This is a genomic window from Streptomyces yamdrokensis, from assembly GCF_053890455.1.
The window spans coordinates 2,613,026-2,636,787 of sequence record NZ_CM132679.1 but is presented as its reverse complement, the minus strand read 5'-3'; the positions used below and the strand labels follow the sequence as shown (position 1 = coordinate 2,636,787).

At 71.8% G+C, this 23,762-nt stretch carries 17 protein-coding genes, 1 tRNA gene and 1 pseudogene; 14 read left to right on the top strand and 5 right to left on the bottom strand.

Features of this window, described 5'->3' with window-relative positions; all coding sequences use genetic code 11:
* Positions 1 to 4 precede the first annotated feature (4 nt).
* The 4 genes and pseudogenes from ACWZEH_RS11225 (at position 5) to ACWZEH_RS11210 (ending at position 3,384) form a co-directional block, all read left to right on the top strand.
* Positions 5 to 319 (top strand): SpdD-like protein, encoded by a 315-nt coding sequence (locus ACWZEH_RS11225; protein WP_456197931.1) that lies wholly within the window; start codon positions 5 to 7, stop codon positions 317 to 319.
* Between the two features lie 89 nt (positions 320 to 408).
* Positions 409 to 1,797 carry a replication initiator protein RepSA gene (gene repSA / locus ACWZEH_RS11220; RefSeq protein WP_456197930.1) on the top strand — a complete coding sequence of 463 codons (1,389 nt, stop codon included), beginning with the start codon at positions 409 to 411 and terminating at the stop codon, positions 1,795 to 1,797.
* A pseudogene (locus ACWZEH_RS11215) lies at positions 1,794 to 1,990 on the top strand (helix-turn-helix transcriptional regulator). The gene repSA and the pseudogene ACWZEH_RS11215 overlap by 4 nt, the downstream one beginning before the upstream one ends.
* On the top strand, positions 1,990 to 3,384 hold the full coding sequence (locus ACWZEH_RS11210; protein WP_456197929.1) for a tyrosine-type recombinase/integrase: 1,395 nt from the start codon (positions 1,990 to 1,992) through the stop codon (positions 3,382 to 3,384). The pseudogene ACWZEH_RS11215 and the gene ACWZEH_RS11210 overlap by 1 nt, the downstream one beginning before the upstream one ends.
* 178 nt (positions 3,385 to 3,562) lie before the next feature.
* Here ACWZEH_RS11210 and ACWZEH_RS11205 read toward each other — a convergent pair.
* Positions 3,563 to 3,635: transfer RNA gene (locus ACWZEH_RS11205), tRNA-Arg, on the bottom strand.
* Positions 3,636 to 3,955: 320 nt separating this feature from the next.
* On the opposite strand from ACWZEH_RS11205, the gene ACWZEH_RS11200 reads away from it, so the two are divergent.
* The 4 genes from ACWZEH_RS11200 (at position 3,956) to ACWZEH_RS11185 (ending at position 10,198) form a co-directional block, all read left to right on the top strand.
* Complete coding sequence (locus ACWZEH_RS11200) at positions 3,956 to 5,560, top strand: dynamin family protein (RefSeq protein ID WP_456197928.1); 1,605 nt, start codon at positions 3,956 to 3,958, stop codon at positions 5,558 to 5,560.
* Positions 5,561 to 5,683: 123 nt separating this feature from the next.
* Positions 5,684 to 7,729 (top strand): YfjP family GTPase, encoded by a 2,046-nt coding sequence (locus tag ACWZEH_RS11195; protein ID WP_456197927.1) that lies wholly within the window; start codon positions 5,684 to 5,686, stop codon positions 7,727 to 7,729.
* 210 nt (positions 7,730 to 7,939) lie between these two features.
* The gene (locus ACWZEH_RS11190) at positions 7,940 to 8,494 is read left to right on the top strand and encodes a single-stranded DNA-binding protein (RefSeq protein ID WP_456197926.1); all 555 of its coding nucleotides are present in this window, start codon (positions 7,940 to 7,942) and stop codon (positions 8,492 to 8,494) included.
* A 333-nt stretch (positions 8,495 to 8,827) separates the two neighbouring features.
* Positions 8,828 to 10,198 carry a Cys-Gln thioester bond-forming surface protein gene (locus tag ACWZEH_RS11185; RefSeq protein ID WP_456197925.1) on the top strand — a complete coding sequence of 457 codons (1,371 nt, stop codon included), beginning with the start codon at positions 8,828 to 8,830 and terminating at the stop codon, positions 10,196 to 10,198.
* A gap of 29 nt (positions 10,199 to 10,227) precedes the next feature.
* On the opposite strand, the gene ACWZEH_RS11180 is transcribed toward ACWZEH_RS11185, so the two are convergent.
* Positions 10,228 to 10,452: a hypothetical protein gene (locus ACWZEH_RS11180; RefSeq protein ID WP_456197924.1), complete on the bottom strand. Its 225-nt coding sequence runs from the start codon at positions 10,450 to 10,452 to the stop codon at positions 10,228 to 10,230.
* A gap of 711 nt (positions 10,453 to 11,163) precedes the next feature.
* Between ACWZEH_RS11180 and ACWZEH_RS11175 the strand changes: the two genes are divergently transcribed.
* The 5 genes from ACWZEH_RS11175 (at position 11,164) to ACWZEH_RS11155 (ending at position 19,193) form a co-directional block, all read left to right on the top strand.
* Positions 11,164 to 13,602, top strand: coding sequence for a protein kinase domain-containing protein (locus ACWZEH_RS11175; RefSeq protein WP_456197923.1), 2,439 nt, complete (start codon positions 11,164 to 11,166; stop codon positions 13,600 to 13,602).
* Positions 13,603 to 13,678: 76 nt separating this feature from the next.
* Positions 13,679 to 15,982, top strand: a complete 2,304-nt coding sequence (locus ACWZEH_RS11170; RefSeq protein WP_456197922.1) for a serine/threonine-protein kinase — start codon at positions 13,679 to 13,681, stop codon at positions 15,980 to 15,982.
* Between the two features lie 385 nt (positions 15,983 to 16,367).
* Complete coding sequence (ettA, locus tag ACWZEH_RS11165; protein ID WP_456197921.1) at positions 16,368 to 18,032, top strand: energy-dependent translational throttle protein EttA; 1,665 nt, start codon at positions 16,368 to 16,370, stop codon at positions 18,030 to 18,032.
* A gap of 4 nt (positions 18,033 to 18,036) precedes the next feature.
* Positions 18,037 to 18,483: an acyl-CoA thioesterase gene (locus ACWZEH_RS11160; RefSeq protein ID WP_456197920.1), complete on the top strand. Its 447-nt coding sequence runs from the start codon at positions 18,037 to 18,039 to the stop codon at positions 18,481 to 18,483.
* Complete coding sequence (locus tag ACWZEH_RS11155) at positions 18,480 to 19,193, top strand: DUF8010 domain-containing protein (RefSeq protein WP_456197919.1); 714 nt, start codon at positions 18,480 to 18,482, stop codon at positions 19,191 to 19,193. Before ACWZEH_RS11160 ends, ACWZEH_RS11155 begins: the two co-directional genes overlap by 4 nt.
* A 33-nt stretch (positions 19,194 to 19,226) precedes the next feature.
* Here the strand turns inward: ACWZEH_RS11155 and ACWZEH_RS11150 are convergent, their stop codons facing one another.
* Positions 19,227 to 19,631: a globin gene (locus ACWZEH_RS11150; RefSeq protein ID WP_456197918.1), complete on the bottom strand. Its 405-nt coding sequence runs from the start codon at positions 19,629 to 19,631 to the stop codon at positions 19,227 to 19,229.
* Positions 19,632 to 19,778: 147 nt separating this feature from the next.
* On the opposite strand from ACWZEH_RS11150, the gene ACWZEH_RS11145 reads away from it, so the two are divergent.
* Entirely contained in the window at positions 19,779 to 20,774 is a 996-nt protein-coding gene (locus tag ACWZEH_RS11145; protein WP_456197917.1) for a methyltransferase domain-containing protein, read from the top strand.
* A 22-nt stretch (positions 20,775 to 20,796) separates the two neighbouring features.
* On the opposite strand, the gene ACWZEH_RS11140 is transcribed toward ACWZEH_RS11145, so the two are convergent.
* The gene (locus ACWZEH_RS11140) at positions 20,797 to 22,215 is read right to left on the bottom strand and encodes an FHA domain-containing protein (protein ID WP_456197916.1); all 1,419 of its coding nucleotides are present in this window, start codon (positions 22,213 to 22,215) and stop codon (positions 20,797 to 20,799) included.
* Between the two features lie 81 nt (positions 22,216 to 22,296).
* The gene (locus ACWZEH_RS11135; RefSeq protein ID WP_456197915.1) at positions 22,297 to 23,667 is read right to left on the bottom strand and encodes a vWA domain-containing protein; all 1,371 of its coding nucleotides are present in this window, start codon (positions 23,665 to 23,667) and stop codon (positions 22,297 to 22,299) included.
* Between the last annotated feature and the right edge of the window lie 95 nt (positions 23,668 to 23,762).

Here is a 23,762-nt window from a genome sequence, read left to right as displayed (position 1 = left end):
GCTCATGTTCCGGCCCAAGCTCCCGACCATGCCCCAGCCCACCGGTCGGGTCACCCCGCCCGCGGTCGTCGTCGAGCCGACCACGATCATCCCGGGAACCCCGGCCCCCGGCGCCCCGGTCCCGGTTCCGTCCCGGCCCACGGTCCAGCTCACCCCCGGCACCGCGCTCGCCCTCGTCGGCGGCGGCACGGCCGTCGTCCTGGTCGTCGGCGCCGTCCTGGTCTCCATGCTCTTGGCCGTCGCCATCACCGGCGCCTCGGTCGCCGTCTGCGCCCTGGTGATCCGCTCGCTCGTCAACGCCGACGCCAAGCGTCGCTGACCGGCCCCCGGGCGGCCTCGATACCGCCAAGCATCCGCCGCCCGGGAGCCGTCCCTGTCCGATCTCTCAACCGGAAGGAAGCACCCAGCATGGCGCATCGCGCCTCTCTCGCGCCTGAGCCTCTGCTCGACCCGGTCGTCCTCGGCGATTTGCTGCGAGTGGCCTCGGCCGACGACTACACCCGATGGGAAGAACAGATCCGCCGCACCGGCGGCTGCTCCGACCCCATCCACCTCACCGGCTGGACCCTCCACAAGGACAAGACCACCGGCGAGACCCTGCACCACTACACCACCGCCGACGAGCCCGGCGGGCGCCTCCGCCTCGCCTGCGGCAACCGCCGCGCTTCCCGCTGCCCGGCCTGCGCCTGGACCTACGCGGGCGACACCTACCACCTCATCCGCGCCGGCCTCGCCGGTGACGACCGCCGCGACATTCCCGCCACCGTCCGCGATCACCCGCGCGTCTTCGCCACGCTCACCGCGCCCTCGTTCGGCCCGGTCCACAACCGGCCCGATCACGGCGTCTGCCGCTGCGGCACCCGTCACGCTCCCGACGCACCCGAACTGGGCACCGCTCTCGCCCCGGCGACGTACGACTACGCGGGCGCCGTCCTCTTCAACAACCACGCCGGGCAGCTCTGGCAGCGCTTCACCACCCGGCTCCGCCGCGAACTCGCCGCCCGCGGTGGCCTTCCCCGCCGGGAACTCGCCGACCACGTCCGCCTCTCGTACGGCAAGGTCGCCGAGTTCCAGAAGCGGGGTGCCCTGCACTTCCACGCGGTGATCCGGCTCGACGGGCCAGAGGGCCCTGGAACACCGCCGCCCGCGTGGGCCACGGTCGGTGTCCTCGCCGACGCGATCCGTGCAGCTGCGATGCACTCCTACACGTCAGTCTCGGTACCGGCCGCTGGGGACCAGCCGGCCCGGTCGTTCCGTTGGGGTACACAGCTCGACGTCCGGCCGGTGAAGGCGTTCGGGGACGGCTCCGACATCACCGAACAGGCCGTCGCCTCGTACGTCGCCAAGTACTCCACCAAGGCCGCGGAGAACACCGGAACTCTCGACCGCCGCATCGGGGAACTCTCCGAACTCGACCGTCACGGCGTCCCGGAACACACCCGCCGCCTCATCACCGCATGCCGCGACCTCGACCCGCTGTATCCGGAGCGGCGGCTGTGGGCCTGGGCGCACATGCTCGGCTTCCGTGGGCACTTCTCCTCGAAGTCCCGCCACTACTCCACCACCCTCGGTGCCCTGCGCCAGGCACGCGCCGACTACCGCGCAGCACAGGACGCCGGGGCCCTCGGCTTGGACGACCGCGAGCCGGACACCGTTCTCGTCCTGGCGGACTGGCAGTATGCCGGCCACGGTCACACCCCCGGTGAATCCGCCCTCGCCGCCACCATCGCCCGGGACATCCGGCTCAACCGTGAAACCGCTCGCGAAGCCCTCCTGAGCGAAGGGGGGACGGAATGACCACGGCCGTCCGGTCGCGCAGCATGCTCACCCTCGCGGAGGTCTGCGAGGAACTGGCCATCTCGCGCTCGACCTTCTACGACTGGCGGGCCAAGCGTCGTGCGCCGCGCTGCATCAAGCTCCCGAACGGCGACCTCCGGATCCGACGGGCGACCTCGAGGACTGGCTCTACGACCGTGAGGACGCCGCCTGATGGAGACGACGTACGACGTCAAGGTCTACAAGATCCTCACCTACAAGGGCGCCCGGAAGAATACGTACACGGTGCGTTGGGTGGTCGCGGGGAAGCGCTGGCGCGAGCCCTTCGACACGCTCGCGCTCGCCGAGGGCTTCCGCTCCGAACTCATCCGGGCCACCGGCAAGGGCGAGGCGTTCGTCGTCGCCACCGGTCTTCCGGTGTCCCATCGCTCGAAGTCGGCTGCCATGAGCTGGTACCGGTTCGCCGTCGAGTACGTGGACGCCCGTTGGTCCCAGCTCGGCGGCAACAGCCGGAAGAACATCGCCAAGACCCTGACCGCGACGACCGTCGCGCTGTTGCGGGCCAAGCCGGCCCAGTTCGCGCCCGCGGCCGTGCGCACCGCGCTGCGGGAATGGGCGTTCAACACCAACCGGCGCCCGGACGCGCCCCGGGACGTGGTGGCGATCCTCAGATGGGTCGAGCGGAACTCCCTGCCCGTGTCGGCCTGGGAGGACCCGGAGAAGGTCGACCAGGTCCTGCGGGCCATAGACACCCGTCTCGACGGCAGGCAGGCGGCGGCCTGGTCCCGGAAGCGCAACCGCCGGATCCTCAACGTCGTCATGAAGTACGCGGTCCGGCGGCGCATCCTGCGGGTCAACCCCCTTCCCAAGGGCAAGGAGTCGACGGCCGTCGCGAAGACCTCGAACGCCGTGGACAAGCGGTCCTTGCTGAACCCCGAGCAGGCGGCGGCGATCCTCGACTGGATACGGCGCCGGCCGCGTGGTGGCAGGCGGCTCCACGCCTTCTTCGCCACGCTGTACTACTGCGGCCCGCGGCCCGAGGAAGCCGTGGCCATGCGGGTGGAGGACGTCACGCTGCCCGAGCCCGGTGCCGAGGACCAGTGGTGCGAGCTGCTGATCCACACGGCGACCCCGGAGGTCGGAAAGCAGTGGACCGACACGGGTGAGATCCACGAGCGGCGCGACCTGAAGGGCCGTGCGGAGGGCGAGACGCGCACCGTGCCGGGGCATCCGGCTCTGACGCGCATCCTGCGGCAGCACATCGCCGACGAACATCTCAAGCCGGGTGACCTGCTCTTCCAGGGTGAGTCTGGCGGCATCCTCGCCGGATCGGTCATCCGCCGGGCGTGGCGCGGTGCGCGCAAGGCCGTACTGCCGCCGCACGTGTTCGAGTCACCCACCGGGCGGCGCGTGTACGACAACCGGCACACACGCCTGACGAAGTGGCTGAACGATGGCATCCCGCCCGCCCAGGTGGCGGAGTGGGCCGGAAACAGCGTGGCTGTGCTGCTCGCCACATACGCCCGATGCGTCGACGGGCAGCTGCCGGACCTGAAACGGCGGCTCGAAGCCGCGGGGGACCTGCCGGAGGCGCCCGGCGCCGGCTGATCCTCCGGCCGGGAACTTCGACACGTATTCGACACGGCCACCCGCGAAAACCCGGTGACAGCCGGACAGCCCCGGAGCCCGCCCTTGATCGTCAAGAGGGCGTCCGGGGCTTCGTCATGACGGTTGACACCCGCCCTGACCAGCAAAAATCCCTCCCCAGAAGGAGGGAGGAGACTTGCGCCCCCGGCAGGACTCGAACCTGCGGCCAAGCGCTTAGAAGGCGCCTGCTCTATCCACTGAGCTACGGGGGCCGGGTGTGGTGGCCTCTGTCGTGGTGCCCGGGTGGCCCCGGTCCCTGACGTGCCGGGGACAAGGATAGGGCTCCCGCGTCCTTGCCCCTGTCGCCTCTCCTCCGTGGCTCGATGTGGAGGTTCGGTGAAGCGGTCCCGATAATCGCAGGCAGGTACGAATCGTGCACCGCTTTTGGCCTCTCGCGCACCGGGTGTTGTGCACTCGTTATGCCTCGGCTGTGTGCGCGCCCCAGTCGTCCGTTCCATCCGCTTGTGTTCGATCGGCGCGCAGACATGGTCATATGCTTCAGAATTCCCATGAAATTGGGCATTCTTCACATGTGGTGACCTTGGACGTACGGCCTCAGCTGCTCGACGCACTTTCCGCCCTGCGCGACCGTGTCGCCGCCGCGCGCTTCCCGCTGCCTGTGGCGGGGGCCTCACGCGCACGTGCCAACCGCGACGAACTGCTCGCGCAACTCGACGACTATCTGGTGCCCCGCCTGAGGGAGCCCCAATCGCCGCTGCTCGCCGTGGTGGGAGGGTCCACCGGGGCCGGCAAGTCCACCCTGGTGAACTCACTCGTGGGGCGGCGCGTCAGCGAGGCGGGCGTGCTGCGGCCGACGACGCGGACACCGGTGCTCGTCTGCCACCCCGAGGACCACCACTGGTTCAGCGGCATGCGCGTGCTGCCCGACCTCACACGCGTGTGGGGGCCCCGACGGGAGACCGACGACCTGCTGCTCCCGGGCGAGAACCCCGCGCGCGTCCTGCGCATCGAGACCGCCGAGACCGTCCCGCCCGGCCTCGCCCTGCTCGACGCCCCCGACATCGACTCCCTCGTCGCCGACAACCGTGTTCTCGCCGCCGAACTCATCTGTGCCGCGGACATCTGGGTCATGGTCACCACCGCCGCCCGCTACGCCGACGCCGTGCCCTGGCACATGCTGCGCGCCGCCAAGGAGTACGACGTCAGCCTGGTGACCGTCCTGGACCGGGTGCCCCACCAGGTCGTGTCCGAGGTGTCCCGGCAGTACGGCGCCCTCCTCACCAAGGCCGGACTCGGCCACGTACCGCGCTTCACCGTGCCCGAACTTCCCGAGTCGGCCTGGGGCGGCGGGCTTCTGCCGGCCTCCGCCGTGGCGTCGCTGCGGACCTGGCTCGTCCACCAGACGCAGGACCCCGCCGCCCGCGCGCACGTCATGGCACGCACCGCCCACGGCATCCTCGACTCCCTCAACTCCCGCATGCCGGAACTCGCCGGTGCCGCCGCCGCGCAGCACGCCGCCGCGCTGCGGCTCACCTCCGCCGTCGAGGGGGCGTACGACAAGGAGCACGCGCGCCTGCGCGGCCGGCTGCAGGCCGGAACCGTGCTCGCCGGTGACGCGCTCAAGCGGTGGCGCGCCTTCCCGCTCGACTGCACGCCCCGGGAGCTCCTCGACACCCTCGTGGAGGGCCTGGGCGCTCTGCTGCTGTGCGCCGTCGCCGCCGCCGACGAGCGGGTCGACGCCGCCTGGCGGCGCGAACCAGCCGCGAGAGCACCGGAGTTCACCGACCGCGAAGGGGCGACGGAGGGCACCGAGCACCGGATCGGGCTGGCCGTAAGGCGATGGCGGCGCGAGCTGGAGGAGTACGCCGAGGAAGAGGTCCGCGAGCTCGACCGGGGTGCCGCCGCCGATCCCGAGACGGTCGCCGCCCTGGTCGCCACGGCACTGCTGAGCGGGCGCCGGGCACGGACCGCGGGGGAGAGGCTCGCCCAACGGATCGGCGCGCACGCGGCGGTGCGGCTGCGTGACCGGGGCGGGAGGCTGCTCATCGAGCACGTGGATCGGATCATGCACACCGAACGCGAACGCCGGCTCGCACCGCTCGACGCGCTCGAGGTCCATCCGGAGCCCCAGGCCGAACTCATCGCCGCGTTGTCCGTACTGCAGAAGGAGAGGTGACCGGTGACCTCCGTCACTGACCAGGACCACACCGAGCACCCTGAGCGCCCCCGGTCCTCCGAGCGACCGGAGGGGCCGGAGAGGTGTGAGCGGCCGGAGAGGTCCGAGAGATCAGAAGGGGCCATGAGGCCAGAGAAACCAGAGAAACCAGAGGAGCCAGATCGTCCCGAGGAAGGACGCGCGGAGGACGAACGGGAGCAGCAGAAGCGGCGCAGGGGTGGGCAGGGCCCGCACGGGGGCGACAAGTACGGGGACGACGTCTACGAGGAGGACACGTACGAGGAGGACGAGGAGGACGAGGAGGACGACGGGGAGCCCGAGTCGGGACCGGCCGAGCAGGCCTCGTGGGCCGACGGGCTGATCGCGCGCCGGGTGAGCGAGACAGCCGGGCCCCGGCCCCGGCCCCGGCCCAGGCCCAGGCCCAAGACCCGGACCGGGATCGGGGCCGGGGCCGGGGCCGGGACAGAGGGCGGGGCAGGGACCGGGACAGAGGGCGGGGCCGGTTTCGGGTTCGGAGCCGAACCGTACGACCCCCCGGAGACCCGCGCGCCCGCGCCGCAGAAGGTGACCCCTCTGGTGTACGAGGCGCCCCTGGCGTCCCGGCTGGAGGCCCTGCGTGAGCTGGTGGGGCTGTCCCGGGCCCGGCTCGACAGCCGGACGCTGGCCGGGGCGGGCCGGGTCCTCGACGAGGCCGCCGCGCGGCGCAGGCTCTCCGGGCAGCACACCGTCGTCGCCATCGCGGGCGCGACCGGCAGCGGCAAGTCGCAGCTGTTCAACACGCTCGCCGGAGTCGCCATTTCGGAGACCGGCGTCCGACGGCCGACCACCGCCGCGCCCATCGCGTGCAGTTGGAGCGACGGTGCCGCGGGCCTCATCGAACGGATCGGTATCCCGCCCAGGCTGCGCCGGCGTCCGCTGCAGGCGACGGCGGACGCGGACGAGCGGCTGCGCGGACTCATCCTCGTCGACCTGCCGGACCACGACTCGGCGGCCGTGCAGCACCGCGAACAGGTCGACCGGGTGCTGGCCGTGGTCGACGCCGTCATCTGGGTCGTCGACCCGGAGAAGTACGCCGACGCGATGCTGCACGAGCGCTATCTGCGGCCCATGGCGGCCCACGCGGAGGTCATGTTCGTCGTCCTCAACCAGGTCGACCGGCTGCCCGGGGAGGCCGCCGAACAGGTCCTGGACGATCTGCGGCGCCTGCTCGACGAGGACGGCATCGCCCTGGGCGAGTACGGCGAACCCGGTACGACGGTCCTCGCGCTGTCCGCGCTCACCGGCGACGGGGTCGGCGAACTCCGCGAAGCACTCGGCCAGTTCGTGGCCGAGCGGGGGGCGGCCGGCCGCCGTATCGCCGCGGACGTGGACATCGCCGCGGCCCGGCTGTGGCCCGTCTACGCCAACCGCCGCTGGGCCGGGCTCAGCGAGGAGGCGCGGGAGGAGTTCACGGACCGGCTCGCGGACGCCGTGGGCGCCACCGCGGCGGGCGAGGCGGCCGAACGCGCATGGCTGCGCAACGCCAACCGCGCGTGCGGCACCCCGTGGCTGCGGCTGTGGCGCTGGTACGAGGACCGGGGCGGGCCGCCCACCGGAAAGCTCCCGCAGCGGACGCTGCCCGACGAGGAGACCGCCGCCAGGCAGCGGGTGGAGCAGGCGGTGCGCACGGTGTCCGACCGGGCCTCGGACGGGCTGCCCGAGCCGTGGGCCCTGGCGGTGCGCGAGGCGGCCGTACGGGGCTCCCAGGGGCTGCCGGAGGCGCTGGACGCCCTCGCCGCGCGCGCCGCGCTGCCGCCGGGGCGGCCACCGCGGCCCGGGTGGTGGCCGGCGGCCGTGCTCGCCCAGGCGTCCATGACGATCATCCAGTTCATCGGCGGGCTGTGGCTGGTGGGCCAGATCATCGGGTTCATGTCGCCGAACCTGGGGGTTCCGGTGCTGCTGATGGCGATCGGCATCGTCGGCGGTCCGATCGTCGAGTGGAGCTGCCGGATGGCGGCCCGCGGGCCGGCCCGGCGGCACGGGCTGGAGGCCGAGAGGCGGCTGAGGGAGGCCGCCGCGGGGTGCGGCCGCGCCCGGGTCCTGGACCCGGTGGCCTCGGAACTGCTGCGGTACCGGGAGGTACGGGAGGAGTACGGACGGGTGGCGGGGGCGGGCGTCGGGGTGGGCTGAGGCGTGCGAGCGGCCACTTCCGCAGGGCCTGAGGGACCTGCGGGGCCACTCGTACGGAGGGCTGAGTTGTCCACAGTCCGGCGGTGGTCCACAGGCTTCGGCGGGCCCGGCCCGACGGCGGCAGTCTGAGGCGCAGCCGTACGGGACGGGCCCGTACGCGTACCCGTCCGGCGGCCGGTGGAGGTGCCCGGGCGGGGGGAGGCAGGCACGATGAACGAGACGATGATCTGCGCGGTGGGCAACGTGGCGACGCAACCGGTGTTCCGGGAGACGGCGTCCGGACCGGTGGCGAGGTTCCGGCTGGCGGTCACGTCGCGGTACTGGAACCGGGACAAGGCCATGTGGGCGGACGGACACACCAACTTCTTCACGGTGTGGGCCAACCGCCAGCTCGCCACCAACACCACGGCCTCGCTGTCGGTGGGCGAGCCCGTGATCGTGCAGGGGAGGTTGAAGGTGCGCACGGAGACACGCGAGGGTCAGCAGGGCCGTACCTCGGCGGACATCGACGCGGTGGCGATCGGCCACGACCTGGCCCGGGGCACGGCGGCCTTCCGCCGCGCGGGCCGCCCGGGCCGGCAACAGGCCTCCCCGGACCGGCCGGAGCCCAGGTGGGAGACCAGGCCACCGGACGAGCCGGGCGAGGCAGCCGAAGCAGCCGAAGCGGTTGAGGCAGCCGAACGGGCGGAAGCAGCAGGTGTGTCCGACGTGGCCGAGCCTGTCGCCGCAGCCCGGCAGACGCCGGAACCAGCCATGGTGACGTGATGTCACCAGTTCGGCCCCCGGCGGCGAAGCTGACCGAAGTGAGGCCTATCGGCCCATCCGTGTCGAACAATCACGAGTTGTTTTATCGACAATCTCTGTTCGCGCGCACCCCAGGGATAACGATTCCACGTCGGATCGGGCCTCCGACCTGATCATCGGCAGGTGCGGTTCGTGGCGTACTTAGGATGCCGGGCATGGCTTCCGGGGTTCTCGGGGTCGGTGATTCTGCTGGTGGGACCCGCCCCCCACGTCAACGGGCCCCGCTCGGAAGGGAAATCGGTGTTTGCTGCGTCCTCTGGGTTCTCGGCGTTGTCCGCACGCGGGTTCGGGCCGGTGAGACGTCTCGCCGCCGGGACGCTGGTGGCCGGATCCGTCGCCGCCGGTGTACTGGCCGGCGCCGGGACGGCGGCCGCAGACGGCGGGACGACGCGCGGTGAGGGCGGAGCTGCCGCGACCGTGGACGGCCTGAAGACGTACGGCGAGGCCGTGATCCGCAGTACCGCCGGGGACCAGCAGGTGTCGGCGGGGCTGTTCGAGATGTCCGTCGAGGGCGGCGGCATGCTGCAGACGTACTGCGTCGACATCCACACCCCCACGCAGACGGACGCCGAGTACCGCGAGACCGCCTGGGGCGGTACCTCGCTGGGCGCCAACGAGGACGCCGGCAGGATCCACTGGATCCTGCGGAACTCCTACCCCCAGGTGAACGACCTCGCGGCGCTCGCCGACCGGGCGGGCGTCCGGGGCGAGCTGACCGAACAGGACGCGGCGGCCGGCACGCAGGTGGCGATCTGGCGTTACTCCGACGACGTGGACGTGGACGCCCTCGACCCGCAGGCGGAGCAGCTCGCGGACTACCTGGAGAAGAACGCGCGGAACCGGGCGGAGCCGCAGGCGTCACTCACCCTGGACCCGCCGGCCGTCTCCGGACGCCCCGGCGAGCTGCTCGGCCCGGTGACGGTACGTACGGACGCGGGCAGCGTGACGGTGTCGCCGCCGGCGGACGCCACCACGAGCGGGGTCCGGATCCTGGACGCGGACGGCCTGCCGGTCACCACCGCGGTGGACGGCACCGAGGTGTTCTTCGAGATACCCGAGGACGCGCCGGCGGACACGGTCCAGCTGACCGCGCAGGCCTCGACCACGGTGCCGGTCGGCCGGGCGTTCGCCTCGGAGAGCCGCAGCCAGACGCAGATCCTGGCCGGCTCCAGCACCTCGACGGTCTCCGCGACGGCGAGCGCGACCTGGGCGGAGCAGGGCGCGATACCGGCGATGTCCGCCCGGAAGAACTGCGCCGAGGGCGGCGTCGACGTCATCACCACCAACCAGGACGACGAGCCCTTCACCTTCGAACTCGCCGACCGCGAGTACAGCGTGGAGCCGGGCGCCACCCGCACGGTGACGGTCCCGGTGGCCGAGGACCGGACGTACGACTTCACGGTCCAGGGCGCGGACGGATTCGAGAAGCGGTTCACCGGCATGCTCGACTGCCGGACCAAGGCCGCCGAGACCGGCGTCGACGTCCACACCCTCAACGGCCCCACTCCCACTCCCGTGGTGGTCGGCCCCGACGACGTCAACCTCGCCGCCACCGGCGCCACCGGCGCGGCCCCCTGGATCGTCGGCACCGCCATCACCCTGGTCGTCCTCGGCGGAACGGCCCTGGTCATCACCCGCCAGCGCGAGAGGGGGCGCGGCAACTGACGCACTCGATCGACGCGCCCGTCGGACGGTTACTCCTGGATGCCAAGATCCGGACGAGTGGCGGGGAAGACCACGTAAAGGATCGCCGCTGTCGCTCCCGGCAGGGCCGGCACGCCGCCGACCACGGCGTGCGGCCTGCTCGTTCGACCGCGGGCCGATGCCCGGTACTCGGCACAGGCCCGCACAGGCCCGGCGAGGGCCAGGGGCGGCGCGAAGAAGCAGACGACGTCCAGACCGGGCAGCAGCACCAGCACGCGACAAACGCCTCGCCGAACAGGACCGCGAACGCTGTTCCCGCCCGTGTCCCGTCCGGTGCGCCGGCGGAAGGCATGGGCCGATCCAAACAAAACCTCCAGGCGGGTTCTGCGGTAGGGACCTCGACCGACATCCCGGAACGATGCCTGTCCCTCACCGCCACGCGCGTGTCAAGGAACGGATCGATCCGGTTTGCCGTGGGCGGACTGCGGCTTCGGTCGGTTGGTGTGCCGGCGGTGATCTGCCGGGCCACACTCAGGGGTGGGTGGAGCCTTCCGGTGCTCGGGGGCAGCGGGACCGGCCGGCGGGAGACGGGTTTGTGCTCGGGGACGTCGACGAGGTCCGGCCTCGGCGTGGTGAGGCACCGCTACCGCGCTCGTCGTGGGCCCTCGCCCCGCAGCACGTCGATCCTGCCCTCATCGACGCGAACCGGTGTCGCCGGGGGCAGCGATGCGACGGTGACCGAGCTGGTTCGCCGGCGCCCGGCCAGGCCCTCCAGGTGTGATCGAACAGGGCTTCCCTTCGGACGATCACGTTCGACAGATGCATGGTGACAGCGTTCCCGGTGCTTCGAATCCGTGATCTGGACGCTGCCACGGACAGATGCGAAGGTAGATCGCCGGACGCACCGGCAACAGGAGGACGACGTATGTACGTTCGCATCACCGTGACAGTCACGGTCGGCTCCTTCCCGGGAGGCGTGCGGCGGCATGCCCGGTGAGTTCCACGACCGCTCTCCGCGACAGGTCGGCCCCTATCGGATCCTTGCCCGGCTGGGCGCGGGCGGCATGGGCGAGGTGTATCTGGGCGCCGACGAGCGCCCCTCTCCCCCGAGTGCGGAGCCGCAGCTCGTCGCCGTCAAGACGATACGGGCGGACCTGAGCGGCGATCCGGCGTTCCGTGATCGCTTCCGCAGGGAGATGGCGACGGCCAGAGAGGTCGAGAGCCGCTCCACCGCACGCCTGTTGGCCGGGGACGCGGACGCCGCGGAGCCCTGGATGGCCACCGAATACGTGGCGGGCCCGACGCTGGAGCGTGCCGTACGCGTGACAGGCCCGCTGCCCGCCGAAGCAGTGCGGCGCCTCGGTCTCGGCCTCGCACGCGCGCTGCGCGGCATCCACCACGCCCGTGTCCAGCACCGCGACCTGAAACCGGCGAACGTCCTGCTCGGGGCCGGCGGGCCCATGGTCATCGACTTTGGTATCGCCCGTGTCTTCGGTGCCAGCACGATGACGGTGACCGGTGCGATGGTCGGTTCCCCGGGCTACATGTCGCCCGAACACGTCCTGGGCGGGCGGCATGTGGTCGCCGCGTCCGACATCTTCAGCCTGGCTTCCGTGCTCTGTTTCGCCGCCACGGGGGAAAACCCCTTCGGGGACGGGCCGGTGGCTGCGGTGCTGTACCGGATTTCCCAGGTCCAGGCCGATCTGACCGCCGTACCGGCCGAGGTGCGCGAGCTGATCGAGGACTGCCTCGCCCCCGATCCGTCCTCCCGCCCCGACGCCGCCGAACTGGACGTCCGTTTCGGGGCGGCTGTGGGCGACCCGGACAGCCCGTTCGTGTGGCCACCCGCGGTACGGGCCCTGGTGAAGGAGCACGAGGACGAGCTCGCCCGGACCCTCGCCGCTGTCGCCCCAGTGAACCGCCCGGCCCCGACCATGCCGGGCGCCTCGCCGGTCCACAGTGCGCAGACCGTCACCGGCCGGCCCCCGCAGCTCCCCGCCTCGTGGACGCCCGTCCCCGCAGGCGCGCGTCGTGGCAGGACCGTCGCGGCCGTGGTGGCGGGAGCGATGGTGGTGGGGGTGCTCGGAGCGGTCGGACTGCGGTCGTTGGAGGATGACAGCCCGCCGGACGAGCGCACGGCGAAGCCGGGAGCGTCACCGTCCCGAACCGTTCAGCCGACGGCGGGAGTCGATCGCTACGGCGCCGAGCGCACCGGGTACTTTCCCGTCGATTCCAGCGCCCGCCCGGACGGCTGGAAACCGTGGAGCGCCACGATGACGGAGCGGCCCCTGAGATGCGCGATGAACAGCGAAACCCTGGTGTGCCGCACCCTGGACGGCGGCCTGGAGGCGGTGCGCGCGGCCGACGGCAAGCCACTGTGGAAGGCCGGTTCGGCTGCTCCTGACGAGTCCCCCGTGCTCTCCGGCTCGCGAGGTCTGCGGCTTCCCGGGAACCCGACCAATCCGGTGATCCACGGCGACACGGTCGTCTCCGCCGAAGGGGAAAAGGTGCGGGGCCGCTCGCTTGCGGACGGAACCGTCCGCTGGGAACGGTCCCTGGAGGACGAGGGGGCGGGGCGGGCCGAGGGTGACGTGTTCCTGGGTGAGGGCGTCGCCTTCGTCACCGCGAACGGAGCGCGGGCCACGGCTCACGCGTTTGACGCCGTCACGGGCGAGGCTCTCTGGCAACGGCAACTGGCGTCGTCCGACAGGCCGGGGGCCGTCGACGGGGCTTTCGTGGGTGATTCGTTCGTGGCGGGGCGTCTCATCGCCAGAACCGAAGGCGGCCTGACCGCCTTCGAGGCGCGGACCGGCCGACCGACCCAGCTGTCTCTGCCGGAGGACGGCGGCGAGTGCGGCGCGGTCCGTGCACACGGTGGCGGAGTGCTCTGCGACATCGGGGGGAAGGGAACCGTGACGTTGGACGCGGTGACACTGAAGCCGGTGGCCAACGGCTCCCCGGACCCCGGCACGCCCGTGATCCCCGCGGAGGGCGTGATCTCCGCGGGCAGTGGTGAGTACAAGCTGGAGCGGGACCGCACGAAGTTCGCCCTCACCACCCTGAGGGCGACCGCTTCCGAAGGCGGACCGCGCACCGTCGGGGTCTTCCCGACGCGACTGGAGGACCAGGAAGACCCGGGGAGCGGGGAGGGCAGTGCCGATGAGTACGGATACGTCCACTCCGAGGCCGCGATCGTCGGCTCCACGGCGCTGTTCCTCGACAACCGCTACCTCTACACGCTGCCGCTGAAGAGTGGTGAGCGCAGGCGGACCGCAATCGGGAACGCGCCCGGCAACCGAGTGAGCGACGGAGTCAACGGAGAGCTCGACCAGTACGTCTGGGCTCCGGAACCGCTCTCAGTGGGCGGGGTGCTCTTCCTCGTCTTCCACGACGGCACCATCCGCTCGATCGAGCTTCCCGCCTGACGCCCCCGACCCGCCCCGTTCCGCCCCGAAGGCTGTGCCCTCGTCACGACGACCACCCGACCTGGAGTCGCCCACCGTGCTGCGCCCACTCGACGCCCACGCTCCGTACGACGTCGGCCCCTACCGGCTGCTCGCCGGCCTCGGCTCCGGCGGCATGGGAACGGTCCACCTCGCTCTTCCGCCCGACGGTGGTCCCGAGGACCTCGTCGCGTTGAAGACGGTCCGCCGGGATCTGGAGTCGACAGGTGACTTCCGGCTTCGGTTCCGGCGGGAGGCGGAGGCCGCCCGCGCGGTGCGCAGCCCGTACGTCTCCGCGCTCGTCGATGCCGATCCGGACGCCGAACGGCCGTGGCTCGCCACCGAGTACGTCGTCGGTCCCTCGCTCGACGAGGCGGTCACCCGTGCAGGCGCGCTGCCCGTACCCGTTGTACGGGAACTCGGGGCGGACCTTGCCCGCGGGCTGGCCGCCGTGCACGGCGCACGACTCATGCACCGGGACCTGAAGCCCGCCAACGTCGTTCTGGGCGCCCGCGGCCCGCAGCTCATCGACTTCGGCATCGCTCGGGCGTACGACGCGACGGCGCTCACCGCGACCGGCATCATGGTCGGCTCGCCGGGCTTCATGTCGCCGGAACACATCGCGGGCGACCGCTCGGTGACGGCCAAGTCCGATGTCTTCTGTCTCGGCGCGGTCCTCTGTTTCGCGGCCACAGGGCAGGGGCCGTTCCAGGACGGGGAACTCGCCGCGATCGTGCACCGCATCGCCCAAGGGAACGCCGACCTGTCCCGGCTGCCGGAAGTGCTGCGGGACGTGGTCACCGCCTGCCTGCACCGCGACCCTGCCCGGCGGCCCACACCGGGAGAGCTGATCCGGTCGCTGGATCCCGCGGCCGCCGCCGCCCGCCCCGGCTCCTCGGCATCGCGCTTTGGACCCTTCCCCTGGCCGGACAACGTGCGCCGAGTGATCGCCGAGTACGAGGTCGCCGTCGGCAGGGCCCTGATCGCGCCCCCGGCGCCGCGCAGACCGCCGGGCCCCACAGCCACCCCATCCACCCCCGACGACCCGCCCGGAACCACGCCCGCCCCCGCCGTCCTTCCCACCGCCCCACGGTGGGGCAACCGTCTGCGGTGGGCCGTCGGCGCAGGTGCCGGACTGCTGGCCGGTACCCTGACCGCTCTGCTGCTGCCCCTGCTCGGTGAGGAAGACGGTGCCGGCGCGAACGCGGACGAGCGGCCCACTCCGAGCTCCTCCGGCAGCCCGGGTGCCACTGGACCCGCTGTGCCCGTGGTCACCAGTGCGATGCGGGATTTCGGCCCGGACGCGATGGACCGCTCGAATCTGCCCGAGGGATGGTCACCGTGGGTCGCCTCCTTCGAGGGCTCGGGCAGGCCCCTGGACTGTGCGCTCAGCGGCACGGTCATCGTCTGCCGGCTGTATGACGAAGGCAGGCAACGACTGTGGCTGGAGGCGAGGAACGCGTCCGACGGCGCCGCCCTGTGGCAGTACCCGGCCGAGAACGAGATGACCGACAAGAACAGCGTGGGCGGCCTCGACCTGGACGCCCGCCACGCCTACGTCACCTCGGCGGACGAGGACGGTTTCGTGGTCCTGCGTCTTAGCGACGGCGAACCGGTGGGCAAGCTGGCCGGTGAGACCGGCTACAGGCCGTCGACCGCACGGGTGCACAAGGGGCAGGTCTTCGTCTCCTACACAGGAGACGGCGGTGTGGGAACCGCCGGCAACATGTTGTTCCGTGCCTACTCGGCCCGGGACCGCCAACAGCAGTGGGAGCGCGTGCTCGACAGCGCGTTCCCCCTCTCCCTGGACGTCGTGGGCGACCGCGTCTGGGTGGACGGCCTCATCGAATCCCTCACGCTGGACCGGGCGACCGGGAAGACCGTGGCCGGGGTCCCCGAATACTGCCGCCTGCCTGCCCGGGGCGCGAACCACGCCATCTGCCCGGACGGTGTGCGGGACGCCGGAACACTGAAGCAGGTGAGTGACGTCCGCACCGTCATCCCCTCCGCCGTGAGCCGCGCCGGTCTGGCTGTCACCCAAGGCCCCGGCCGGCGGCAGGGCACCCCTTACCTGCAGGCCGTGGACCTGCTGACCGGGCGGGAGCAGTGGTGGGTGGGGGCGGCCGGTGACCCACTGGCACTGGTGGCCGGAGACCGGGTGTTGACTCTGGGGGAGGCCGGGGTACGGAGCTTCGAGCTCGACAGCGGGGAGGGGGAGATCCAACGGACCTACCCCGACTGGCCCACGGAGGACACACCCGGCGGCCCGGTACCCGCCCGCCCCGGCACTGCCATGATGTCCGGCGGTGCGCTCTTCCTCACGTTCGAGACCGGCACGGTGCTCTCCGTGAACGCGCCGTGAGCCCCGTGTCAAAACCCGATGACCGGGTGCGACGGCCGGGCCGACGCGGCCCCGATGATCCTCGTCGTCCGATCTCTCCGGAGCTACGGATCGGACGGTGAACGCCGGCTCGGCAGAGAGACGTCGACGCGGTGCTCAAGCAGTTCGCTTTCTCGGGGAGTGAGGGGAGACGTCCGGGACACGGTCCCTGGAGCCGTCTTTGGGACGTCCAAGGTTTCCCGAGGCCGGCCGGCAGCGACCGGCAGTGACGGACGAGCCACCGGCGCGACCGGAGAAACCCCAGATCAGAGGCTCCGGGCCGAACGCGTTTCGTTCCAGGGGTGGCGGTGCGGCAAGATGGGGTGTATCTGCCCACTGCCAGTTTCAAGCTGCCGGACGGTTTCTCTTGGCTGAGTTCATTTACACCATGCGCAAGGCGCGCAAAGCGCACGGCGACAAGGTGATCCTCGACGATGTCACCCTGAGCTTCTATCCGGGGGCGAAGATCGGTGTCGTCGGCCCGAACGGTGCCGGTAAGTCGACCGTTCTGAAGATCATGGCGGGGCTGGAACAGCCGTCCAACGGCGACGCCTTCCTCACCCCCGGTTACACCGTGGGCATCCTGCTCCAGGAGCCCCCGCTGACCGAGGACAAGACCGTCCTGGAGAACGTCCAGGAGGGTGTTGCCGAGGTCAAGGGCAAGCTCGACCGGTTCAACGAGATCGCCGAGCAGATGGCGACCGAGTACACCGACGCGCTCATGGACGAGATGGGCAAGCTGCAGGAGCAGCTCGACCACGCCAACGCCTGGGACCTCGACGCCCAGCTCGAGCAGGCCATGGACGCTCTGGGCTGCCCGCCCGGCGACTGGCCCGTCGCCAACCTCTCCGGTGGTGAGAAGCGTCGCGTCGCGCTCTGCAAGCTGCTGCTCGAGGCGCCCGACCTGCTGCTCCTCGACGAGCCCACCAACCACCTCGACGCCGAGTCGGTGAACTGGCTCGAGCAGCACCTCGCCAAGTACGAGGGCACCGTCGTCGCCGTCACCCACGACCGGTACTTCCTGGACAACGTCGCCGGGTGGATCTGCGAGGTCGACCGCGGCCGCCTGCACGGCTACGAGGGCAACTACTCCAAGTACCTCGAGACCAAGGCCGCCCGCCTCAAGGTCGAGGGCGCCAAGGACGTGAAGCGGCAGAAGCGCCTCAAGGACGAGCTCGAGTGGGTCCGCTCCAACGCCAAGGGGCGCCAGGCCAAGTCCAAGGCCCGTCTCGCCCGGTACGAGGAGATGGCCGCCGAGGCCGACAAGATGCGGAAGCTGGACTTCGAGGAGATCCAGATCCCGCCGGGTCCGCGGCTGGGCAGCATCGTCGTCGAGGTGAACAACCTCAGCAAGGGCTTCGGCGAGAAGGTCCTCATCGACGACCTCTCCTTCACGCTGCCGCGCAACGGGATCGTCGGGGTCATCGGGCCCAACGGTGCGGGCAAGACCACGCTGTTCAAGATGATCCAGGGGTTCGAGGAACCCGACTCCGGGTCGATCAAGGTCGGCGACACCGTCAAGATCTCCTACGTCGACCAGAGCCGCGCCAACATCGACCCCAAGAAGACGCTCTGGGCCGTCGTGTCGGACGAGCTCGACTACATCAACGTCGGCCAGGTCGAGATGCCCTCCCGGGCGTACGTCTCCGCCTTCGGCTTCAAGGGCCCGGACCAGCAGAAGCCCGCCGGCGTCCTCTCCGGCGGTGAGCGCAACCGGCTGAACCTCGCGCTCACCCTCAAGCAGGGCGGCAACCTGCTGCTCCTCGACGAGCCCACCAACGACCTCGACGTCGAGACCCTCGGCAGCCTCGAGAACGCGCTGCTGGAGTTCCCCGGGTGCGCCGTGGTCGTCTCCCACGACCGGTGGTTCCTGGACCGGGTCGCCACCCACATCCTCGCCTACGAGGGCGAGTCCAAGTGGTTCTGGTTCGAGGGCAACTTCGAGTCGTACGAGAAGAACAAGATCGAGCGGCTCGGACCGGACGCCGCGCGCCCGCACCGCGCCACCTACAAGAAGCTGACCCGGGGCTGATCTCTTGCGGCACATCTACCGCTGCCCGCTGCGCTGGGCGGACATGGACGCGTACGGCCACGTCAACAACGTGGTCTTCCTCCGGTATCTGGAGGAGGCCCGTATCGACTTCCTGTTCCGCCCGGACAAGGACTTCCAGCAGGGGTCCGTGGTGGCGCGCCACGAGATCGATTACAAGCGGCAGCTCGTCCACCGGCACGCACCCGTGGACATCGAGCTGTGGGTCACGGAGATACGGGCCGCGTCCTTCACCCTCACCTACGAGGTGAAGGACGGCGACCAGGTCTACGTCCGGGCGTCCACGGTGATCGTGCCGTTCGACTTCGAGGCGCAGCGTCCGCGCCGCATCACCCGGGAGGAACGGGAGTTCCTCCAGGAGTACACGGACGACGGCGGCGGCGGCGGGGGCGACGCCGCCGACACCGAACAGGACGAGGCCGTCGCGGCATGACGGCGCTCCACCTCGCCGACGAGAGGGAGGCTGCGGACCTCGCGGCCTTCCTCTCCCGGCTGCTCCACTACGACCGTGGGGCCGCGGTGCGCCTCCAGGCGTCGGGCACCGCCCTCGCGGTGTTCGGCCGGCCGCCCTCCTTCGAGGTGCTGGCCATCCGCGCGGTACGGCTGGCCAAGCCGTACGAGGACGGTCTCGAGGTCACTCTGGACGTGACCGTGTCCGCCGGTGAGTTGCTGGAATGGGTGGACGAGGCCGCTGCCACCGCCGCCGTGCCGGGTGCGGTGACCGGGCCGCCGTGGGCCGGGGTGCTGCCCCCGCGCAAGGGCTGGCAGGCGGCCGAACCGGGGCTGCCCGCACCGGAGGCCCTGCGGGCGCTCGTCGCCGCCGCGGTCGCCGAGTTCAAGGCGCGTACGGGAGAGCTGGCGCCCGAGTCGCGTACCCGGACCGAACTCGACCGGATCGGGCGGGAGATCTGGTCCCGCACGGTCGCCGGGACCGACCTCCCGGTGCGGGCCGTGCACGCGGCCCAGTCGCTGGGATTCCTTCGTGCGGCAGCGGCGGCGGGCCCGTCCGCCGGTACGGCCGGCGATCCCGGCGAGCCGGTGCTGCTCGCCTCGGGGTCCTGGCTCCGGCTGCGGACGCCGTACGGGTCCATCGCCCTGCGGCGGGCGGGAACGGGCGGGGTGCTGGGGCTCAGCGTGCGCTGAGCCCCGAGGGGTGTCCGAGCCCCGGAGGGTGTCTCAGTCCGGGGAGTTGATCATCGAGGCCGCCGCGTACGTCAGGTACTTCCACAGCGTCTGCTCGTGCTCCTCGGACAGGCCGAGTTCGTCGAGGGCGACGCGCATGTGCTTCAGCCAGGCGTCGTGCGCGGCCCGGTCGACCTTGAACGGCACGTGCCGCATCCGCAGCCGCGGATGACCCCGGTTCTGGCTGTACGTGGTCGGACCGCCCCAGTACTGGATCAGGAACAGCGTGAACCGCTCCTCGGCCGGGCCGAGGTCCTCCTCCGGGTACATGGGACGCAGCAACGGGTCCCCGGCCACGCCCTCGTAGAAACGGTGGACGAGCCGGCGGAAGGTCTCCTCCCCGCCGACCTGCTCGTAGAACGTCTGCTCCTGAAGCGTGCCGCGCCGAATCTCTGTCACTCCTCCATCGTCTCAGACGGGGCGGCATAGGCCTCAAGGCCCAGGCCCCGCCTTTTGGCCCTTGGGTCCCGGGTCGATACCGGCCGGGCCCCGCCCCCGGCCAGGCTCCGGGCCCCGCCCCCGGGCCGGTGCTCGTACTGTGGAGGTATGGGCGGGCACGCTGTTCAGCAGGATCTCGACGACCTCGCCGGTGCGGCGCGGGCCGCGCTGGTGCGTGAGATCGGCGCGAGCGGGGCGTTCGACGCCGACCCGGTGTGGCGGGAGGCGTTCGCGGCCGTCCCGCGCCATCTGTTCGTGCCGTCCTACTACGTGGGCGTCGTCGGGGGCTACGAGCGGCGGTGGGGCGAGAGCACCGACCCCCGGGCGCGCGAGGCCTGGCTGCGCGGCGTGTACGAGGACGTCCCGCTGGCCATCCGGATGCGCGACGGAGAGCTGCTCTCCTCCAGCAGCCAGCCGTCCCTCATGGCGGTGATGCTCGTCGAACTGGGCGTCCGCGACGGCGACAGGGTCCTGGAGATCGGCACCGGCAGCGGCTACAACGCCGCCCTGCTCGCGCACCGGCTCGGGGACGACGACCTGGTCACCACCGTCGACCTCGACCCGGAGATCACCGAGTCGGCCCGCCGGCACCTGGACGTCGCCGGTCACCACCCGGTGGTCGTCACCGGCGACGGCGCCCGCGGGGTGCCCGCACGCGCCCCCTACGACCGGATCATCGTGACCTGCGCGCTGCCGTCCGTGCCCGGAGCCTGGCTCGCCCAGTGCCGGCCCGGCGCCCGTGTGCTCGCCCCGTTCGCCACCGGCCTGATCGCCCTCACCGTGCACGGTCCGACGCACGCCGAGGGCCGGTTCCTGCGCACGCCCGCCTACTTCGTACCGCTGCGCGGCGCGAACCGGTCGCGGGGGGTGCCGGCCGAGGCGGGCGACCTGGCCGACGTGCCGCGCCGGGCCATGGAGCACGACCGGTTCCGGTTCCTGCTGGCCCTGACCGCGGGCAGCGTCGGGGCCCGGGAGGCGTACGACGTGTGGCGGCACGAGGGGAGGCCGCAGCGTGAACGCTACGGCCTCACGGTCGGCGAGGAGCACTGCTGGGCGTGGCTGGACGACCCAGGAGGGCCGCACCGCTGGGTGCTGCCCTCCTGATACGCGCGTACGTGCCGTCCGCTCAGCCGCGGCGGATGGTGATGGTCGTCCAGGCGCCCACGTGGACGCGGTCGCCGTCCTGGAGCGGGACCGGGACGAACGGCTGAATCGGTTCCTCCCCGCCGTTGACCGTCGTGCCGTTCGTCGAGTTCTGGTCCACGACCGCCCAGCTGCCGTCCGACTGCTGCACCAGCACCGCGTGCTGGTGCGAGACGCCCGGGTCCTCCGGCGGCGTCGACAGGTCGATGTCGGGGGTGTCACCGGTGGAGTGGCGCCGGCGGCCGATCGTGAGCTGGTTGCCGGTGAGGGTGCGCTGCTGCTCGGGCGAGTACGCGGGCAGGTTCAGGCCCGTGGCCTCGGGGCCGGAGCGGTGCATCATCGCCATGAAGTAGTCACGGTCCGGACCGATCGTCGCGGTCCAGGTCACCGGACCCCGGGGCTGCTGCGGGAAGCCGCCGGGACCGGGCGGCGCCTGGGTCGCACCGGGCTGCGGGTAGCCGTAGCCGCCGTGCTGCCCCTGACCGTGCTGACCGGGGCCGTTCGGGGCGCCCTGGCCGCCACCGGGGCCGTCGGACGGCGGGGAGATGACCCAGTCGTCGTCACCGCCGAAGGCGGGACCGCCCTGCTGCGGCGGCCGGCCGGTCTCCTGTGGGAATCCGGGCGGGGCAGGTGGACCGGACCGGTACGCCTGCGGACCTCCGGGGCCGTTCGGACCTCCGGGGCCTCCATATCCGCCCTGGCCACCCGGACCGCCCTGGCCACCGTGCGGACCGGGTCCACCGGGACCGTTCGGTCCACCGGGTCCACCGGGTCCACCGGGACCGTTCGGACCGGGCGGTGGCGGTACCGGACGTGAGGGGTCGCCGCCGAAACCGGGCGGGCCCTGCGGGATCGGCTCGGCCGGCCGGTTCATCTGGGACGGACGGGAGCCCTGGTAGTCGTAGGAGTCCCCGCCGTTGCCACCGCCGTACGACGGACGGGGCGGGGGCGGCTGCTGGTACCCGCCGTGACCACCGGGGCCGCCCTGGCCGCCGTGACCGCCCTGGCCGCCGTGACCACCGGGGCCACCGGGTCCGGGACCGCCCGGTCCCGGACCGACGGGGCGCGGGGCGGCCGGGGTGTACGAGGTCGCCGTGTTCGTCAGGAAGTTCCACCGGCACTCTTCGCAGAACGGCGCGGCGCCCTCACGCGGCGTGCGGCACTGCGGGCACAGCTCGGCTCTGCCACCGGGGCCGGGGCCGCCGGGCGCCCCGTAGCCGCCCTGGCCGCCGGGACCGCCCTGGCTGCCGGGACCGCCCTGGCCGCCGGGAGGAGGGAATCCGTAGCCACCGCCGGGCGGCGGCGGGGGAGGGGGCGGAGGCACGGACCCCGCCATGCGGTGGCCGCACACCTCGCACCAGTCCTCGGAACCCGACTGGTGTCCGTTCGGGCAGGTCGGCATGTCGGCGCTTCCCCCTCTCCTTGTCCGGTCGCTTCCGACCGAAGTTCTCCGGCCCGTAGGCCAGGCTCGTTCAGTTCAGTTTCACTTCTTTACACGAACAGTCTTGGTGGACCGGGTTTCGAGTGTCATCTCGTCGGCCTCCTCGACCCTCGCTTTCAGTCGCACAGTACCGGTCGCGGCGTCGACGACGTCCACCACCTTCGCAAGCAGTTTCGCAGTATCGGCGTTGCCGGAGACACTCGCGAGCTGAACGGCCCGGCCCAGTTTGGACGTTGCTCCATCGAAATCACCCGCTTTGCGCAGGTCGATACCCTGTTGGATGACTTGCGCCAGTTCGGCCTGCCCGGTGTAGTGGGCGACCTGGGGGTTGATCGACGTCGAGGCGGCCACGTCGTCCGTCCACACGGCGCGTACGAGACCCTGCGCGCCGAGCTTGTGGACACCGCCCGCGCCGCTGCCGGCCGGGGCGCCGGCGGGCTGCGGGACGACCAGCGAGAGCCGGGCGGCGAGCATCTCCTGCCCCACGCCGGCGGCCGGGACCTCGACGCAGACGTGGTAGTCACGGGACTCGTCGCCCCAGGAACCCAGCGGGTAGTCGCCCGCGCGAAGGCCGGCCTCGGTACGTCGTCCGGTCATCTCCTCGACCGTCGGCGCGACCTGCTTGACGAACTTCACCGTCGCGCCCAGCGGGGTCCACAGCCGCAGAACGACGTCCGCGACCTCCTTGCCCATCGCCGTCTCCATCATCCGCGTGAAGTCGTCGGCGAGTCCGGCCGGATCGGCGACGATGTCGGCGCTGCCGAGGAGACCGGAAGAGATCGCTGTGACTTCTTTCACTTCCCAGTCGGTGCCCACGCCGCGGGCGTCGCAGGTGAAGCGTCCGGCGCACGCCTGAAGGGCCGCCTTCAGATCCTCGGGCGACTCGTGCTCGTTGCGCCCGTCGGTGAGCAGGATGCCGTGCCGGATCGCCACGTCCGCCGACGCGAGCAGCCGGTCGGCCAGCTTCAGCCAGGTGCCGATGGCGGTGCCCCCGCCCGCGTTCAGCGTGCGCAGCGCCCGCTTGGCCTGCTCACGGGTGGCGGTGTCGGCCACCGCGAGCCGGCCGGCGCCGGGATAGACCTCCTTCGCCACATGCGTGCCGCCGACCACCGCGAAGTGCACGCCGTCGCGCAGGGCGTCGATCGCGGCGGCCGTGGCGTCGCGGGCGTTGCGCATCTTGGTCGGCGGACAGTCCATCGAGCCGGAGCAGTCGACCATGAGCACCACGGCCGCCGACGGCCCTTCACCGGGCGCGTAGAGATGGGGGGCCGCCACCGTGCTGCCGATGGTGCCGCCGCCGGTCGCGGTCACCGTGACGATGGCGTTGACCTCGCGACCGCCCTCCGGCAGGTACTCGTTCTGGTACACGTCCACCGAGAACCGCGGCACGTTCGACTTCGCGAAATTGGCCATGCCTGTTTCTCTCCCCCTGGAGAACCCCGCCGAACGGGGCGACGACAGAAGGCGGACCGGTCCCCTCCGGTTCGCCTGTGCTTGTCCGCAGCTCT